Raw genomic sequence first — 15,637 nt, 5'->3', positions numbered from 1 at the left:
CCCGTTGCTTGGCAATTGGCCGGTAGTCGGACCGGCCAGCCAGGGCCGTCACTCCTGGGGAGCGAGGGCCTCGCGCAGACGCTGCATGGCGGCGTCGCGTTCCGCGTCGGTGGAGAACTCCGGGCTGTAGGCCACGGCTTCGCCATCCAGGCGCACGCTGAAGGCGTTCAGCTCGGCGTGCAGATCCAGCGCCTCGGATTGCAGGCGCTTGGTCACCTGGCCGGCGGCCTTGCCGTCAGCGAAGGCGATGGACAGCAGCAGTTGCTCGCCAGCGGCATCGAGCAGACGGAAGCGGAAACCGTCGTCCTCGCGGAAGCTGACGAAGCGCGCAGCCTTGGCGGCTTTCTTCTTGCCCTCGGTCGCCACCTGCACCTGCTCGCGGAACGAGCGCAGGCCAACGGCCTCGCGCAGCTCGCCGAGGAACGGGGTGGCAATGCGGCGCGCCTTGGCGGCGCCGGCCAGGAGGATGTCTTCCAGGTCGGCCGGACGGGTGATCAGCGCGTGGTAGCGCTCGCGGGCCTCGCCCAGCTCGTTGTCGAGCAGCTCGAACAGGCGCTGCTTGGCTTCGCCCCAGGCCAGGCCACCGAGCAGCTCGGCGCGGAACGCAACCTCCTGCTCGCGGGTGGAGAAGGCCTGGTAGAGCGTGAACAGGTGCGAGTTGTCCGGATCCTTCGGCTCGCCCGGCGCACGGGAGTCGGTGACGATGCGCGCCACGGCATCCTTGAGCTGCTTGGCGCTGCCGAACAGCGGGATGGTGTTGTCGTAGCTCTTGGACATCTTGCGCCCGTCCAGGCCCGGCAGGGTCGCCACGTCTTCCTCGATCACCACCTCGGGCAGGGTGAACAGTTCCTTGCCGTTGCCGAACAGGTGGTTGAAGCGCTGGCCGATGTCGCGGGCCATCTCCACGTGCTGGATCTGGTCGCGGCCAACCGGCACCTTGTGGGCGTTGAACATCAGGATGTCCGCGGCCATCAACACCGGGTAGCTGTACAGGCCCATGGTGACGCCGGCGTCCGGGTCTTCGCCGGCCTCGACGTTCTTGTCCACCGAGGCCTTGTAGGCGTGGGCGCGGTTGAGCAGACCCTTGGCGCTGACGCAGGTGAGCAGCCAGGTCAGTTCGGGGATTTCGGGAATATCGGACTGGCGATAGAAGGTCGCCTTGTCCGCATCCAGGCCGCAGGCCAGCCAGGTGGCGGCGATCTCCAGGCGCGAACGCTGGATGCGCGCCGGGTCATCGCACTTGATCAGCGCGTGGTAGTCGGCCAGGAAGTAGAAGGAATCTGCCTGCGGATCGCGGCTGGCGACGATGGCCGGGCGGATGGCGCCGGCGTAGTTGCCCAGGTGCGGAGTACCGGTGGTGGTGATGCCGGTCAGGATACGGGTCGTCATGGGAATCCAGGAATCAACACAAATGAAATGGCGGGCCGGATGGTATCGCGGCTGGGCGGGCTAGGCGAGCCGGGCCTGTATCAGGTCCTTGAGCTCGATCAGCTTGCCGTGGAAGAAATGGCTGCACTCGGGCATGCGGATCAGCTCATGGGGCTTGCTCAGCTCGGCGCTCCAGGCATACACGCGCTCGGGCGTGACCACTTCGTCGGCCTCCGGCTGGATCACCGTGAGCGGGCAGCGCTCGGGCAGGTCGACGTCGAAGCGTTCGACCGGCGGGGCCAGCATGAACAGTTGCGCGAGCTCGGCGCCCTGGTCTTCCAGGCGCTCGGCGGCGTTGCCCGCCACGCAGGAGCCGAAGGAGAAGCCCATCAGCGTCAACGGCAGCCCCGGATGTTGCTCGGCGAGCCAGTGCGCGGCGGCCAGCGCATCGTCGATCTCGCCGCGGCCCTCGGCATAACTGCCGGCGCTCTGACCCACGCCACGAAAATTGAAACGCAGGGTGGCGTATCCTGCATCCCGCGCGGCGCGCTGCAGGGTGGCGACCACCTTGTTCTGCATGGTGCCGGCGAACAACGGGTGCGGGTGGCAGATCAGCGCGACGCCCCGGGCGTCAGGCGTGGCGAGGTGCAGGGCTTCCAGCTGGCCGTCGGGGCCGTCGAGGAACAGAGGGATTTCGCGGGTGGTCAAACAACAGCTCCGTGACCCCGTGGCGGGTCGTCTCGTCTAGCTCAATACCTGCGCAGGCGGCGAAGCGTTCGCCACGGTATACAAGCACAGGTGCAAGCCGCTAACGTAAAGCAAAGCCGTCTATAGAGGAAGGATTCGCGTGGAACAGTCCCTCACCACCTGGTTGCTGCCGCTACTCGCCCTGATCGTCGGGGTCGGCATCGGCTTCCTGATCGCCCGCCTGCTGCCCAACGCCGCGCCGAACAAGCTGCAGCGTCAGGTGGATGACATGCAGGATCGTTTCGACAGCTACCAGCGCGAAGTGGTGACCCACTTCAGCACCTCCGCCAGCCTGATGAAGAAGCTCACCCAGAGCTATCAGGATGTACAGGAACACCTGTCCGAGGGCGCCGAGCGCCTGGCCCTGGACGAACAGACCAAGCAGCGCCTGCTGGCCGCCCTGCACGCCGACGAGTACCCCGAGCGCCGCGAGCGCCTGACCCCGCCGGCAAACAACGAAGCACCGCGCGACTACGCCCCCAAGCCCAGCGAAGGGCCGGGCACGCTGGATGAGACGTACGGGCTGAAGAGCAAGTACTGAGTCTCGACTCCTTAGAAAAAGCCCCGCCTCGGCGGGGCTTTTTCATGGGAACCGAACTGCTCCCGTAGGAGCGGACCTTGTCCGCGAAATCCTCACAACCACGCCGCATCCCAAAAGGAATACTCCCTCACCGTTCTGACCAATCCCGCACGCAGCGGATTGCTCACGACGTAACGGGCAACCGCAACCAGATCCTCCTCCCGGCGCAACATCCGATCATGAAACGCCCGTGTCCAAACGGCCCCCTGCTATCCCGTCGACCGACGAACCTCTCGCGCACTGACAGCCTTCATACGTCCCACCGACCTGGCTAGATCCTCCCCCACGCCCAACTCCAGCAGCCAATGAACATGGTCCTGCATCAACACCCAGGCGAGCAGCCTGTTCCGTCCAATCACAGAACGTCGGGTAAACATCGACGATGCAACGCAGGCCGTCTTGAAGTCCGCAAATAGCGGAATACGTTGCTCCGTGGTCGCTGTGAGCAGATAGACATAGCCAGGGATAGACAACGGCCTTTGCGCAATGCGCGATGGCCTGGAAGTTCAGGAAAAGCGGGATGGGACATAGCCGGACATCCTGGAATGAAATGTCCGGATTTCGCGGACAAGGTCCGCTCCTACACAAGCAGGCGCTTCCGCGGTAAGCGCCGGGGTTGTCGGGAATCGGAAAAGAAAAAGCCCCGCATCTGCGGGGCTTTTCGTCAACGCTGAGCGATCAGATCGCGCCGCGCTGGCGGAGCAGGTCGAGAACAGCCTTGACGCCCTCTTCCACCGACTGGCTCTGGGTGTCGATCACCAGATCGGCATCCAGCGGCACGTCGTAGGGGAAGGACTCGCCCGGAATGTTGTCCTGGCCGGCAGCGTACAGGCCCTGCGGGTCGCGTTCGCGGCAGACCTGCGGGGACGCCTGGACGTAGACGGTGACCAGGCGCTCGGCGCCGATCAGCGACTTGGCGCGCTCGCGGCCCTCGGCGCTCGGGGCGACGAAGGCGCACAGGCTGATCAGGCCGGCCTCGTTGAACTGACGCGCCACATGGGCGGTGCGCAGCCAATTCTCGGTGCGACCGGCGCGGTCCTGCGGCAGGCCCTTGTTCAGGTCATGGCGCAGGTTCTGGCCATCCAGCACGTAGACCGCACGGCCCATGTCGAACAGCTTGCGCTCCACGGCGTAGGCCAGGGTGCTCTTGCCGGCGCCGGAGAGGCCGCTGAACAGCACGGTGGCCGGTTGCTGGCCGAAGCGCGCGGCACGCTCTTCACGGGCGACATGGGCATTGGCACCGTGGTGGGTGGCCGAGCCGTGGCCCGCCTGCGGGGCGGCGATGATCATGCCGGCGCCGACGGTGCCATTGGTCAGCCGGTCGATGACGATGAAGGCGCCGGTGGTGCGGTTCTGGTCGTAGCCGTCCAGTGCGATGGGCGCATCCAGGCTGACCTTCACGCGGGCGATCTCGTTGAGCTTGAGTTCGCTGGCGGCGGTCTCTTCCAGGGTGTTCACGTCCACCTTGTGGGTGATGCTCGGGATCGAGCCCGGCACATAGCTGGTGGCGCGCTTGATGTCGTATTTCTTGCCCGGCAGCATCGGCTCTTCAGCCATCCACACCAGCATGGCGTCAAAGCCGTCGGTTACCTGCGGGCGGTTGTCGGCGTGCACCAGCATGTCGCCGCGGGAAACGTCGATCTCGTCTTCCAGGGTCAGGGTGATGGCCTGGCCCGGGCCGGCCTGCTCCAGCTCGCCTTCGAAGGTGACGATGGACTTGACCTTGCTGCCCTTGCCCGACGGCAGGGCCACGACTTCATCGCCCTTGCGCACGATGCCGCTCGCCAGGGTGCCGGCAAAGCCGCGGAAGTTCAGGTTCGGGCGGTTGACGTACTGCACCGGGAAGCGCATGTCGTCGAGGTTGCGATCACCCGCGACTTCCACGGTCTCGAGGATTTCCATCAGCGACTGGCCGGTGTACCACGGCGAGCGCTCGGACTTGTTGACCACGTTGTCGCCCTTCAGCGCCGACATCGGCACGAAGTGCAAAGAGTTGGTCTTCAGGTTGATCTTGTCGGCGAACTGCAGGTAGTCGGCCTTGATCTGCTCGAACACGCCCTCGTCGAAGCCCTTGAGGTCCATCTTGTTGATGGCCACGACGATGTGCTTGATGCCCAGCAGGGACGCGATGAAGCTGTGCCGGCGGGTCTGGGTCTGCACGCCGTAGCGGGCGTCGATCAGGATGATGGCCAGATCGCAGGTGGACGCGCCGGTGGCCATGTTGCGGGTGTACTGCTCATGGCCGGGGGTGTCGGCAATGATGAACTTGCGCTTGGCGGTGCTGAAGTAGCGGTACGCCACGTCGATGGTGATGCCCTGCTCGCGCTCGGCCTGGAGGCCGTCGACCAGCAGCGCCAGGTCGACGTCGTCGCCGGTGGTGCCGACTTTCTTCGAATCGCGGGTGATGGCCTCGAGGTGGTCCTCGTAGATCATCTTGGAATCATGCAGCAGGCGCCCGATCAGGGTGCTCTTGCCGTCGTCGACGTTGCCGCAGGTGAGGAAGCGCAGCAGTTCCTTGCGCTCGTGCTGGGCCAGGTAGGCGAGGATGTCCTCGCTGATCAGATCGGATTGATGCGACATGGTGCGAGAACCTTAGAAGTAGCCCTGACGTTTCTTTTCTTCCATCGAGCCTGCGGCATCGTGGTCGATGACCCGGCCCTGGCGTTCGGAAGTCCGCGTCAGCAGCATTTCCTGGATGATTTCCGGCAACGTGGTAGCGGTGGATTCCACCGCGCCGGTCAGCGGGTAGCAGCCCAGGGTACGGAAACGCACCATCTTCTTCTGGATGCTGGCCTTCTGCTCGGGCGTGAGGTGCTCGAGGATGCGCTCGTCGTCGATCATGATCAGCGAGCCGTTCATTTCGATGACTTCGCGTTCTTCGGCGAAGTACAGCGGCACGATCGGGATCTGTTCCAGGTAGATGTATTGCCAGATGTCCAGCTCGGTCCAATTCGACAGCGGGAAGACGCGGATCGACTCGCCCTTCTTCACCTTGCCGTTGTACACGTTCCACAGTTCCGGACGCTGGTTCTTCGGGTCCCAGCGGTGCTTGCTGTCGCGGAAGGAGTAGACGCGCTCCTTGGCGCGGGACTTCTCTTCGTCGCGGCGGGCACCACCGAAGGCGGCGTCGAAGCCGTACTTGTCGAGGGCCTGCTTCAGGCCTTCGGTCTTCATGATGTCGGTGTGCTTGGCGCTACCGTGAGTGAAGGGGTTGATGTCCTGCGCCACGCCATCGGGGTTGATGTGGGTGATCAGGTCCAGGCCCAGTTCCTCGACCATCTTGGTGCGGAACTTGTACATCTCCTGGAATTTCCAGCGGGTGTCGACATGCATCACCGGGAACGGCAGCTTGCCGGGGAAGAAAGCCTTGCGCGCGAGGTGGAGCATCACCGCGCTGTCCTTGCCGATCGAGTACAGCATCACCGGGTTGTCGAACTCGGCGGCGACCTCGCGGATGATGTGGATGCTCTCGGCCTCCAGCTGTTTCAGATGCGTCAGTTTGTCGACCATGGCTACTCACGGAATTGCTTATGGACGGCCGGCGGGCCGTAGACGAGCGCGCACTCTATCACAGCGCAAGGCTCTAACCGGATGGCGGGTTATACCGAAAAAATATACCGATATAGCCATACGCGCTCAGTGCGAAAACGGCTTTTGGCGCGCGTCCGAAGGGTGACTGGACGGGTGCTGGAACGAAATATCGCCGGGACTTTTCCTGCAACAGAGTCAGCCGCTTCCAGGATGCGCTCCCGGCTTGTGCCCAGCCGGCACTGCGCTAGCATAGCGGCACGTTTTCCTCCCCAGAAGATTTCCCATGCGCCGCATCGCTTTTGTCCTGCCTTTGCTCCTCTTCGTTTCCGCGTGCAGCAGCAAACCGACTCCCGCTCCACAGCCGGCCCAGAAGCCGAAGACACCGACCCTGATCACTCCCAGCGCCCACCCGGCATTCGGCTCGGTGCAACCGATCACCCCGCTGCGCGGCGACTTCGCCGGCAATGCCAATGCCCAGCGCTTCATCGACCGCATGGTGAGCCAGCACAATTTCAACCGCCAGGACCTGCAGGACCTGTTCGCCCAGACCCGCGAACTCGACTGGGTCATCCGCCTGATGGACCGCCAGGCGCCCACCTACACCGCCCCCAGCGGCCCGAACGGCGCCTGGTTGCGCTACCGGAAGAAGTTCCTCACCCCGGACAACGTGCAGAAGGGCGTGCAATTCTGGGACGAATACGAGGCCGACCTGCAGCGCGCTTCGCGCACCTATGGCGTGCCGCCGGAAATCATCGTCGGCATCATCGGCGTGGAAACCCGATGGGGCCGTGTAATGGGCAAGACACGGATCATCGACGCGCTGGCCACCTTGTCGTTCTCCTACCCGCGGCGCGCCGATTTCTTCAGCGGCGAACTGGAACAGTTCCTCCTGCAGGCGCGCAAGGAAGGCGACAACCCGCTGGAGATGCGCGGCTCCTATGCCGGCGCCATGGGCTACGGGCAGTTCATGCCCTCCTCGTTCACCAAGTACGCGGTGGACTTCGACGGAGACGGCCACCGCGACCTGTGGAACCCGCGCGACGCCATCGGCAGCGTGGCCAATTACTTCAAGCAGCACGGCTGGGTCACCGGCGACCCGGTGGCCATCCCCGCCATAGGCCAGGCCCGCTCGCTGGAAGACGGCTTCAAGACCCAATACCCCATCGGCGTGCTGGCGAGCGCCGGGCTGCAACCCCAGGGCTCCCTGGGCAACCACAAGACCGCGAGCCTGCTGCGCCTGGACATGGGCAACACCTACCAGTACTGGTACGGCCTGCCGAACTTCTATGTGATTACCCGCTACAACCACAGCACCCACTACGCCATGGCGGTGTGGGAATTGGGCAAGGCGGTCGATCGCCAGCGCCACGGCTACCGCTGAGGCACACGCAAAAAGGCCGGCTCAGTGAGCCGGCCTTTTTCGTTGCCGCGAGGATCGAGTTTCACCTGCAGGAGCGAGCTCGCTCGCGAACAGCCCCAGTCACACGGCCAGGGTTCGCGAGCACGCTCGCTCCTACACGAAGATTGCCGGGCCGAAGGATCAGGCCGGGTTCGGGCAATCGATGAACAGGTGCTCGATGGCGAAGCGCTTGGCCAGATAGTCGCCCAGGGCCTGCACGCCATAGCGTTCGGTCGCGTGGTGCCCGGCGGCAATGAAGCTGATGCCGTTCTCGCGGGCGCTGTGCACGGTCTGCTCGGAGACTTCCCCGGTGAGGTAGGCATCGACGCCGGCGGCAATGGCCTGGTCGATGTAACCCTGGGCGCCACCGGTGCACCAGGCGATGCGGCGAATCGGCTGGCCACCATCCACCAACAGCGGTTCTCGGCCCAGCACATCGCGCACATGGCGCGCCAGATCGCTCGGCAGCATGGGCTCGGCCAGCGAGCCGACCAGCACGATGGAACGCGGGTTGCCCGGCTCCAGCGGGCCTTCGATCTCGAAGCCGAGCTGGCGGCCAAGCTGCACGTTGTTGCCCACGTCGGCATGCAGGTCCAGCGGCAGGTGATAGGCCAGCAGGCTGATGTCGTTGGTCAGCAGGGTCTTCAGGCGACGCTGCTTCATGCCCACCACGCGGGCGTCCTCGCCTTTCCAGAAGTAGCCATGGTGGACCAGCACCACATCGGCGTCCGCCGCCACGGCCGCATCCAGCAATGCCTGGCTGGCGGTGACCCCGGAAACGATCCGGCGCACCTGCGGCCGGCCCTCGACCTGCAGGCCATTGGGGCAGTAATCCTGGATCTTCGCCGCCTCGAGGAAACGGTCCGCTTCCTCGACCAGCGTGCTCAGTGCGATTGCCATCGAAATTCCTCCAACATCGGCTGCGAGCGTCTATTTTCTTGGCTCGCCGCCCGTATAATGGCCGCCACCCTATCGGCCCTCCCCCGGCCAAGCAACCCCAAGGATTTTCTTCGATGCTGAAGGCCCTGCGTTTTCTCGGCTGGCCCGTGCTGGTTGGCGTCCTCTTGGCGCTGCTGATCATCCAGCATAACCCGCAATGGGTCGGCCTTCCGCAGCAGGAAGTGCACCTGCAACAAGCCCCGCTGCTCAGCCGCCTGCAACAGGGCCCGGTCAGCTACGCCGATGCCGTGACCCGCTCGTCGCCGGCCGTGGCCAACCTGTACACCACCAAGATGGTCAGCAAGCCGAACAACTCGATGCTCGACGACCCGCTGTTCCGGCGCTTCTTCGGGGATAACCTGCCGCAGCAGAAGCGCATGGAGTCCAGCCTGGGTTCGGCGGTGATCATGAGCCCCGAAGGCTACCTGCTGACCAACAACCACGTGACCGCCGGGGCCGACCAGATCGTCGTGGCCCTACGCGATGGCCGCGAGACCATCGCCCGCCTGGTGGGCAGCGATCCGGAAACCGACCTCGCGGTCCTGAAGATCGACCTCAAGGACCTGCCCTCGATCATGCTCGGCCGCTCAGATGGCATCCGCACCGGCGACGTGTGCCTGGCCATCGGCAACCCCTTCGGCGTCGGCCAGACCGTCACCATGGGCATCATCAGCGCCACCGGGCGCAACCAGCTGGGCCTGAACACCTACGAGGACTTCATCCAGACCGACGCCGCGATCAACCCGGGCAACTCCGGCGGTGCGCTGGTGGACGCCAACGGCAACCTGATCGGCATCAACACCGCGATCTTCTCCAAATCCGGCGGCTCCCAGGGCATCGGCTTCGCCATCCCGACCAAGCTGGCGCTGGAAGTCATGCAGTCGATCATCGAGCACGGCCAGGTGATTCGAGGCTGGCTCGGCGTCGAAGTGCAGCCGCTGACGCCGGAACTGGCCGAATCCTTCGATCTCAAGGACAAGGCCGGCATCGTCGTTGCCGGCGTCTACCGCGACGGCCCCGCGGCCAAGGGCGGCCTGCTGCCGGGCGACATCATCCTGAACATCGATGGCGAGGCCGCCAGCGATGGCCGCCGCTCGATGAACCAGGTCGCGCGTACCAAGCCGGGCGAGAAGATCACCATCGAAGTGCTGCGCAACGGCAAGCCGGTGACGCTCAACGCCGAAGTCGGCCTGCGTCCGCCGCCGGCCCCCAACGCCAACTGATCCGCAATGAAAAACGGCGCCCGAGGGCGCCGTTTTCATTTCCGCGAATGGCTTACAGCTTCAGGCGCAACGCATCCAGCAGCGCCTGGTTCTGCTCCTCGGTGCCAATGCTGATGCGCAGGAACTGGTTGATCCGCTGCTGCTTGAAGTGACGCACGATCACGCCCTCCTCGCGCAGCGCCGCGGCCAACTCGGCACCGTCGCGCTGCGGGTGGCGGGCGAAGATGAAGTTCGCCGCCGACGGCAGCACGTCGAAGCCCAGGGTCTTGAGCTCAGCCACCAGCTTGTCGCGGCTGTGGATAACCGCGTTGCAGGTCTGCTCGAAGTAGGCCTGGTCCTCGAAGGACGCCACCGCGCCAGCCAGGGCCAGGCGGTCCAGCGGGTAGGAGTTGAAGCTGTTCTTCACCCGCTCCAGCGCTTCGATCAGGTCCTCGTGGCCGACCGCGAAGCCGACCCGCAGGCCCGCCAGCGAACGCGACTTGGACAGGGTCTGCGCCACCAGCAGGTTCGGGTAACGGTTGACCAGGGAAATCGCCGTCTCGCCACCGAAATCGACATAGGCCTCATCCACCAGTACCACGCTGTCCGGGCTCGCTTGCAGCAGGCGTTCGATGGCCTCGAGCGGCAGCAGGCAACCAGTGGGCGCGTTGGGGTTGGGGAAGATGATGCCGCCGTTCGGGCGCGCGTAATCCTCGACGCGGATCTGGAACTGCTCGTCCAGCGGCAGCGCTTCGAAGTCGATGCCGTAGAGGCCGCAGTAGACCGGGTAGAAGCTGTAGGTCACGTCGGGGAACAGCAGCGGCTTGCCGTGCTGGAACAGCGCGTGGAAGGCGTGTGCCAGGACCTCGTCCGAACCGTTGCCGACGAAGACCTGGGAGGGCTTCACGCCGTGGTACTGGGCGATGGTCTGCTTGAGGCGATCCGCATTCGGGTCCGGGTACAGGCGCAGCGTGTCGTTCAGCTCGGCCTGGATCGCGGCGACCACCTTCGGCGATGGGCCGTAGGGGTTCTCGTTGGTGTTGAGCTTGACCAGCTTGGCCAGCTTCGGCTGCTCGCCCGGAACGTAGGGCACCAGTTCCTTGACGAAGGGACTCCAGAATTTGCTCATGGGTTACTCACTCTTAGCGTCAAGGATGCGGAACTCGGCGCTGCGCGCGTGGGCGGTCAGCGACTCGCCACGGGCCAGGATCGAAGCGGTCTTGCCCAGCTCGGAAGCGCCCGGCGCGGAGCAGAAGATGATCGAGGAGCGCTTCTGGAAGTCGTACACGCCCAGCGGCGAGGAGAAGCGCGCCGTGCCGGAAGTCGGCAGCACGTGGTTCGGGCCGGCGCAGTAATCGCCCAGCGCCTCGGCGGTGTAGCGGCCCATGAAGATGGCGCCGGCGTGGCGGATCTTCGGCAGCCAGCTTTCCGGGTCGGCCACGGACAGCTCCAGGTGCTCCGGCGCGATGCGGTTGGCGACCTGGCAGGCCTGCTCCTGGTCGGCCACATGAATCAGCGCGCCGCGGTTGGTCAGCGAAGTGCGGATGATCTCGGCGCGCTCCATGGTCGGCAGCAGCTTCTCGATGCTGGCGGCGACCTTGTCCAGGAAGGCGGCGTCGGGGCTGACCAGGATCGACTGGGCGTCCTCGTCGTGCTCGGCCTGGGAGAACAGGTCCATGGCGATCCAGTCCGGATCGGTGCCGCCATCGCAGACCACGAGGATTTCGGACGGGCCGGCGATCATGTCGATACCCACCTGGCCGAACACGTGGCGCTTGGCGGTGGCGACGTAGATATTGCCCGGGCCGACGATCTTGTCCACCTGCGGCACGCTCTCGGTGCCGTAGGCCAGCGCGGCCACGGCCTGGGCGCCGCCAATGGTGAAGACGCGATCGACGCCGGCGATGCAGGCGGCGGCCAGGACGATTTCATTGATCTCGCCGCGCGGGGTCGGCACCACCATCACCACTTCGGCGACGCCGGCGACCTTGGCCGGAATGGCGTTCATCAGCACGGACGACGGGTAGGACGCCTTGCCGCCAGGCACATACAGGCCGGCGCGATCCAGCGGGGTGACCTGCTGGCCGAGCACGGTGCCGTCGGCTTCGGTGTAGCGCCAGGAGTCCTGCTTCTGCTTCTCGTGGTAGCTGCGCACGCGCCCGGCGGCGATCTCCAGCGCCTCGCGCTGGGCCGGGGTGATGCGGGTCAGGGCCAGTTCCAGGCGCTCGCGCGGCAGGATCAGGTCGGCCATGGATGTGGCGTCGACGCCATCGAAACGCTGGGTGAACTCCACCACGGCGGCGTCACCGCGCTGGCGCACGTCAGCGATGATGTCCAGCACGCGCTGGTTCACCGACTCGTCGGACACGCTTTCCCAGGAGAGCAGATGGTCCAGATGACGCGCGAAGTCCGGATCGGCGGCGTTGAGTCGACGGAGTGCGAAGGGTGCGGTCATAGCTGGCCTCTTTAATTGGCGTGATCTCGGGCGCCGCAAGACTATCAAGCCTTCCGTGCGGGCACCCGAGAAAATTTGGCTATGACACGGATAGGGCCGAAAAGCTGCTCCTGCGTTTTCGGCATTCCCGCCATCCATGGCGGTCACGGCGCGGCGAGAAGGCCGCGCTAAGGGTTACGCCCGGTGTCGAGACTCCACCGCTTCGCGCAGGGTGTCGATCAGGGCCTGGATGCGCGCATGCTGCATCTTCATCGAAGCCTTGTTCACCACCAGGCGCGAGCTGATGTGCGCGATCAGTTCCTGGGGCTCCAGGCCGTTCGCGCGCAGGGTATTGCCGGTATCGACCACGTCGATGATCTTGTCGGCGAGGCCGACCAGCGGTGCCAGCTCCATGGAGCCGTACAGCTTGATCACGTCGACCTGGCGGCCCTGTTCGGCGTAGTAGCGCTTGGCGACATTGACGAACTTGGTGGCCACGCGCAGGCGCCCCTTGGGCTCCGGCGCCCCGACCGCACCGGCGGTCATCAGCTTGCAGTTGGCGATCTTCAGGTCCAGCGGCTCGTAAAGGCCCTGGCCACCGTACTCCATGAGCACGTCCTTGCCCGCCACGCCGAGGTCGGCGGCGCCGTGCTCGACATAGGTCGGCACGTCGGTGGCGCGCACGATCAGCAGGCGCACGTCATCGAGGGTGGTGGGGATGATCAGCTTGCGGCTCTTGTCCGGATTCTCGGTCGGCACGATGCCTGCCGCCGCGAGCAGCGGCAGGGTGTCGTCGAGGATCCGGCCCTTGGACAGGGCAATCGTCAGCATTGTCTGCCTCAGCCCTAGCCCGGTACGCGGCGAATCTTCGCCCCGAGCAGTTGCAGTTTCTCTTCGATGCACTCGTAGCCACGGTCGATGTGGTAGATGCGGTCGATCAGGGTGTCGCCTTCAGCGACCAGGGCAGCGATCACCAGGCTGGCGGAAGCACGCAGGTCGGTTGCCATGACCGGGGCGCCCTTGAGCTGCGGAACGCCGGTAACGATGGCGGTGTTGCCTTCGACCAGGATCTGCGCGCCCATGCGGTTCATTTCGTAGACGTGCATGAAGCGGTTCTCGAACACGGTCTCGATGACCGCGCCGGTGCCTTCGGCGATGGCGTTCAGGGAAATGAACTGCGCCTGCATGTCGGTGGGGAATGCCGGGTACGGCGCGGTGCGGATGTTCACCGCCTTCGGCCGGTTGCCCTTCATGTCCAGCTCGATCCAGTTGCTGCCGGTGGTGATGTGCGCGCCCGCTTCGACCAGCTTGGCCAGCACGGCCTCGAGGATGGTCGGATCGGTGTCCTTGAGCTTGACGCGGCCACCGGTAGCCGCGGCAGCGGCCAGGTAGGTGCCGGTCTCGATGCGGTCGGGCATGACGCTGTACTTGGCGCCGCCACCCAGGCTTTTGACGCCGTTGATCACGATGGTATCGGTACCGGCGCCCTGCACATCACCGCCCATGGCGTTGATGAAGTTGGCCAGGTCGACGACTTCGGGCTCGCGCGCGGCGTTTTCCAGCACGGAACGACCATTGGCCAGCGCGGCGGCCATCATAATGTTCTCGGTACCGGTCACGCTGACGGTATCGAAGAAGAAGTGCGCGCCCTGCAGGCCGCCAGCCGGAGCCTTGGCCTTGATGTAGCCGCCTTCGACGGTGATCTGCGCGCCCATGGCTTCCAGCCCGCGGATGTGCAGGTCCACCGGACGCGAACCGATGGCGCAGCCGCCGGGCAGCGCGACTTCGGCTTCACCGAAGCGGGCCACCATCGGGCCAAGCACGAGGATCGACGCCCGCATGGTCTTGACCAGCTCGTACGGCGCCACCAGAGTCTTGATGGTGCTGGCGTCGACTTCGACGTTGAGCTTCTCGTCGATGATCGGCTGCACGCCCATGCGACCGAACAGCTCGATCATGGTGGTGATGTCGTGCAGGTGCGGCAGGTTGCAGACGGTCACCGGGGTGTCGGCCAGCAGGGTGGCGGCGAGGATCGGCAGCGCCGAGTTCTTCGCGCCGGAGATGCGGATCTCGCCATCGAGACGAGTGCCGCCGGTAATGATCAGTTTATCCATTGCTATTTTCCCCGTGGGCTCAGGAACGCTCGGCCCAGGCGGCGCGGCTGAAGAATTTCATGGTGACGGCATGGATGGCGCCCGAGGCGATCCACTCGTTCAGGTGGGCATAGACTTGTTGCTGGCGCTTGACCGGGCTCAGGCCGGCGAGCTCGTCGCTGATCAGGTTCAGCTGGAAATTGCAGCCTTCGCCTTCCACTTCGATCTGGGTACCTGGCAGTTTCGATTCCAGGAAGTTTTTGACTTCTACGGCCTGCATGCTCAACCTCGTTCGGCGCCCTACGCGCGCGGGTCGGCCATGATACAAAAAAGCCCCCCGCCTGCGAACCCCGGCAGGGGAAGTCGCGGACGGAGGGCTTCTCATTGTTTCAATGTTGTAACGGCAGGATCTCCAGGAGCTCGCCCACCTTGGCGATTTCCTGCATGTCCTTGGGCAGGCCGGCGATCTGCAGCGTCTTGCCGGCCTTGCGCGCATCGCGGGTATAGGACAGCAGCAGCGACAATCCGACGCTGCTGGAGTGTTCCACCCCGGAGCAATCCACGCGCAGCGCCGTTGCCTTGCTGGCGGAAATCAGCCGGGCGCCCTTCTCGCGCAACGCGGGGCCGGTGCTGTAATCCAGCACGCCGACCAGGGCCAGTTCGCCCTCGGAACGCTCCGAGATATCGCCCTGGCTCATTCAGCGCCGCCTTCCGGCTGGCCCTTGGCAGCGTCCTTGGCCTTGGCGACTACCTGGCCCCACCCGGCGATGGTGGCTTCCAGATCATTGCGGTTCTTCTGCATGGAATCGGCGAACTGGTCACGGAACAGCTTGCCGATGTTGATGCCGTTGATGATCACGTTACGCAGGCGCCAGGTGCCGCCCTGGTTGACCATGGTGTACTGCACCGGATAGATGGCGCCGCTGCTGCCCACCACTTCCATGTTCACCGAAGCGCGGTCCTGCTCCTGCTTGCCGGTGTTCAGCACGCGGATGTCCTGGTTGTCGTATTCCAGCAGCGCGTTGCCGTAGAACTGGAACAGGCTGTTCTTGAAGGTTTCCTCGAAGCGCTTAACCTGCTCCGGGGTGGCCTGGCGCGAATACTTGACGGTCATCACGCCCTTGGCGATGCCCTCGGAGTCCACTACCGGGCCGAGGATGCGGTTCAGGGTGTCGTAGAACGCCTGGGGATTGGCCTTGTAGCTGGCCTTGTTGGTTTTCAGGTCCGACAGCAGGCTGTCGACGGTCTGCTGCACGACCTGCTGAGCGGTCTGCTCGGCCTGGGCGAACAGCGGCAGGATCGCGAGCAGAACCAGGAAGCCACGGCGCAAGGTTTTCAACATGG

General features: G+C 65.0%; 16 protein-coding genes. 3 read left to right on the top strand and 13 right to left on the bottom strand.

The window, feature by feature from the left end; genetic code table 11:
- Positions 1-48 precede the first annotated feature (48 nt).
- Both N0B71_RS13795 and N0B71_RS13790 read right to left on the bottom strand, forming a co-directional pair.
- Entirely contained in the window at positions 49-1,389 is a 1,341-nt protein-coding gene (locus N0B71_RS13795) for a tryptophan--tRNA ligase (protein WP_259759384.1), read from the bottom strand.
- Positions 1,390-1,449: 60 nt separating this feature from the next.
- Positions 1,450-2,076, bottom strand: coding sequence for an alpha/beta hydrolase (locus N0B71_RS13790; RefSeq protein WP_259759383.1), 627 nt, complete (start codon positions 2,074-2,076; stop codon positions 1,450-1,452).
- 139 nt (positions 2,077-2,215) lie between these two features.
- Between N0B71_RS13790 and N0B71_RS13785 the strand changes: the two genes are divergently transcribed.
- On the top strand, positions 2,216-2,656 hold the full coding sequence (locus N0B71_RS13785; RefSeq protein WP_259759382.1) for a YhcB family protein: 441 nt from the start codon (positions 2,216-2,218) through the stop codon (positions 2,654-2,656).
- 248 nt (positions 2,657-2,904) lie between these two features.
- On the opposite strand, the gene N0B71_RS28280 is transcribed toward N0B71_RS13785, so the two are convergent.
- The 3 genes from N0B71_RS28280 to cysD all read right to left on the bottom strand — a co-directional run bounded on the left by N0B71_RS28280 (position 2,905) and on the right by cysD (position 6,205).
- Positions 2,905-3,072, bottom strand: a complete 168-nt coding sequence (locus tag N0B71_RS28280) for a transposase (RefSeq protein WP_442964680.1) — start codon at positions 3,070-3,072, stop codon at positions 2,905-2,907.
- Positions 3,073-3,373: 301 nt separating this feature from the next.
- Positions 3,374-5,275 (bottom strand): sulfate adenylyltransferase subunit CysN, encoded by a 1,902-nt coding sequence (gene cysN, locus N0B71_RS13775; RefSeq protein WP_259759381.1) that lies wholly within the window; start codon positions 5,273-5,275, stop codon positions 3,374-3,376.
- 12 nt (positions 5,276-5,287) lie between these two features.
- The gene (cysD, locus tag N0B71_RS13770) at positions 5,288-6,205 is read right to left on the bottom strand and encodes a sulfate adenylyltransferase subunit CysD (protein WP_259759380.1); all 918 of its coding nucleotides are present in this window, start codon (positions 6,203-6,205) and stop codon (positions 5,288-5,290) included.
- Positions 6,206-6,509: 304 nt separating this feature from the next.
- Between cysD and mltB the strand changes: the two genes are divergently transcribed.
- Positions 6,510-7,607: a lytic murein transglycosylase B gene (mltB, locus tag N0B71_RS13765; RefSeq protein ID WP_259759379.1), complete on the top strand. Its 1,098-nt coding sequence runs from the start codon at positions 6,510-6,512 to the stop codon at positions 7,605-7,607.
- A gap of 159 nt (positions 7,608-7,766) precedes the next feature.
- Here mltB and N0B71_RS13760 read toward each other — a convergent pair whose 3' ends face one another.
- Positions 7,767-8,525, bottom strand: a complete 759-nt coding sequence (locus tag N0B71_RS13760) for a Nif3-like dinuclear metal center hexameric protein (RefSeq protein ID WP_259759378.1) — start codon at positions 8,523-8,525, stop codon at positions 7,767-7,769.
- Between the two features lie 113 nt (positions 8,526-8,638).
- Here N0B71_RS13760 and algW point away from each other — a divergent pair, with 113 nt between their 5' ends.
- On the top strand, positions 8,639-9,787 hold the full coding sequence (algW, locus tag N0B71_RS13755) for a Do family serine endopeptidase AlgW (protein ID WP_259759377.1): 1,149 nt from the start codon (positions 8,639-8,641) through the stop codon (positions 9,785-9,787).
- Positions 9,788-9,839: 52 nt separating this feature from the next.
- On the opposite strand, the gene hisC is transcribed toward algW, so the two are convergent.
- From hisC to N0B71_RS13720, 7 genes are all read right to left on the bottom strand, one after another.
- Entirely contained in the window at positions 9,840-10,895 is a 1,056-nt protein-coding gene (gene hisC, locus N0B71_RS13750; RefSeq protein WP_259759376.1) for a histidinol-phosphate transaminase, read from the bottom strand.
- A 3-nt stretch (positions 10,896-10,898) separates the two neighbouring features.
- Positions 10,899-12,221, bottom strand: a complete 1,323-nt coding sequence (gene hisD, locus N0B71_RS13745) for a histidinol dehydrogenase (RefSeq protein ID WP_259759375.1) — start codon at positions 12,219-12,221, stop codon at positions 10,899-10,901.
- Positions 12,222-12,395: 174 nt separating this feature from the next.
- Positions 12,396-13,031, bottom strand: a complete 636-nt coding sequence (hisG, locus tag N0B71_RS13740) for an ATP phosphoribosyltransferase (RefSeq protein ID WP_017518137.1) — start codon at positions 13,029-13,031, stop codon at positions 12,396-12,398.
- Between the two features lie 14 nt (positions 13,032-13,045).
- Positions 13,046-14,314: a UDP-N-acetylglucosamine 1-carboxyvinyltransferase gene (murA, locus tag N0B71_RS13735; RefSeq protein WP_259759374.1), complete on the bottom strand. Its 1,269-nt coding sequence runs from the start codon at positions 14,312-14,314 to the stop codon at positions 13,046-13,048.
- Between the two features lie 19 nt (positions 14,315-14,333).
- Positions 14,334-14,573: a BolA family protein gene (locus N0B71_RS13730; RefSeq protein ID WP_259759373.1), complete on the bottom strand. Its 240-nt coding sequence runs from the start codon at positions 14,571-14,573 to the stop codon at positions 14,334-14,336.
- 109 nt (positions 14,574-14,682) lie between these two features.
- Complete coding sequence (locus tag N0B71_RS13725; RefSeq protein ID WP_259759372.1) at positions 14,683-14,991, bottom strand: STAS domain-containing protein; 309 nt, start codon at positions 14,989-14,991, stop codon at positions 14,683-14,685.
- Positions 14,988-15,635 (bottom strand): Tgt2/MlaC family protein, encoded by a 648-nt coding sequence (locus tag N0B71_RS13720; RefSeq protein ID WP_259759371.1) that lies wholly within the window; start codon positions 15,633-15,635, stop codon positions 14,988-14,990. Before N0B71_RS13720 ends, N0B71_RS13725 begins: the two co-directional genes overlap by 4 nt.
- Between the last annotated feature and the right edge of the window lie 2 nt (positions 15,636-15,637).

The organism is Pseudomonas sp. GCEP-101 (assembly GCF_025133575.1).
In the GTDB taxonomy this organism is placed as follows: Bacteria; Pseudomonadota; Gammaproteobacteria; order Pseudomonadales; family Pseudomonadaceae; genus Pseudomonas; species Pseudomonas nitroreducens_B.
Note: the sequence above shows the minus strand (reverse complement) of the source record. Positions and strands in the feature narration are given on the sequence as shown.

Excerpts from the sequence above, each read along its gene's own strand:
- N0B71_RS13795 (WP_259759384.1), bottom strand. The coding sequence starts at position 1,389 with ATGACGACCCGTATCCTGACCGGCATCACCACCACCGGTACTCCGCAC.
- N0B71_RS28280 (WP_442964680.1), bottom strand. The coding sequence starts at position 3,072 with ATGTTTACCCGACGTTCTGTGATTGGACGGAACAGGCTGCTCGCCTGG.
- cysN (WP_259759381.1), bottom strand. The coding sequence starts at position 5,275 with ATGTCGCATCAATCCGATCTGATCAGCGAGGACATCCTCGCCTACCTG.
- cysD (WP_259759380.1), bottom strand. The coding sequence starts at position 6,205 with ATGGTCGACAAACTGACGCATCTGAAACAGCTGGAGGCCGAGAGCATC.
- mltB (WP_259759379.1), top strand. The coding sequence starts at position 6,510 with ATGCGCCGCATCGCTTTTGTCCTGCCTTTGCTCCTCTTCGTTTCCGCG.
- N0B71_RS13760 (WP_259759378.1), bottom strand. The coding sequence starts at position 8,525 with ATGGCAATCGCACTGAGCACGCTGGTCGAGGAAGCGGACCGTTTCCTC.
- algW (WP_259759377.1), top strand. The coding sequence starts at position 8,639 with ATGCTGAAGGCCCTGCGTTTTCTCGGCTGGCCCGTGCTGGTTGGCGTC.
- hisC (WP_259759376.1), bottom strand. The coding sequence starts at position 10,895 with ATGAGCAAATTCTGGAGTCCCTTCGTCAAGGAACTGGTGCCCTACGTT.
- hisD (WP_259759375.1), bottom strand. The coding sequence starts at position 12,221 with ATGACCGCACCCTTCGCACTCCGTCGACTCAACGCCGCCGATCCGGAC.
- hisG (WP_017518137.1), bottom strand. The coding sequence starts at position 13,031 with ATGCTGACGATTGCCCTGTCCAAGGGCCGGATCCTCGACGACACCCTG.
- murA (WP_259759374.1), bottom strand. The coding sequence starts at position 14,314 with ATGGATAAACTGATCATTACCGGCGGCACTCGTCTCGATGGCGAGATC.
- N0B71_RS13730 (WP_259759373.1), bottom strand. The coding sequence starts at position 14,573 with ATGCAGGCCGTAGAAGTCAAAAACTTCCTGGAATCGAAACTGCCAGGT.
- N0B71_RS13725 (WP_259759372.1), bottom strand. The coding sequence starts at position 14,991 with ATGAGCCAGGGCGATATCTCGGAGCGTTCCGAGGGCGAACTGGCCCTG.
- N0B71_RS13720 (WP_259759371.1), bottom strand. The coding sequence starts at position 15,635 with ATGTTGAAAACCTTGCGCCGTGGCTTCCTGGTTCTGCTCGCGATCCTG.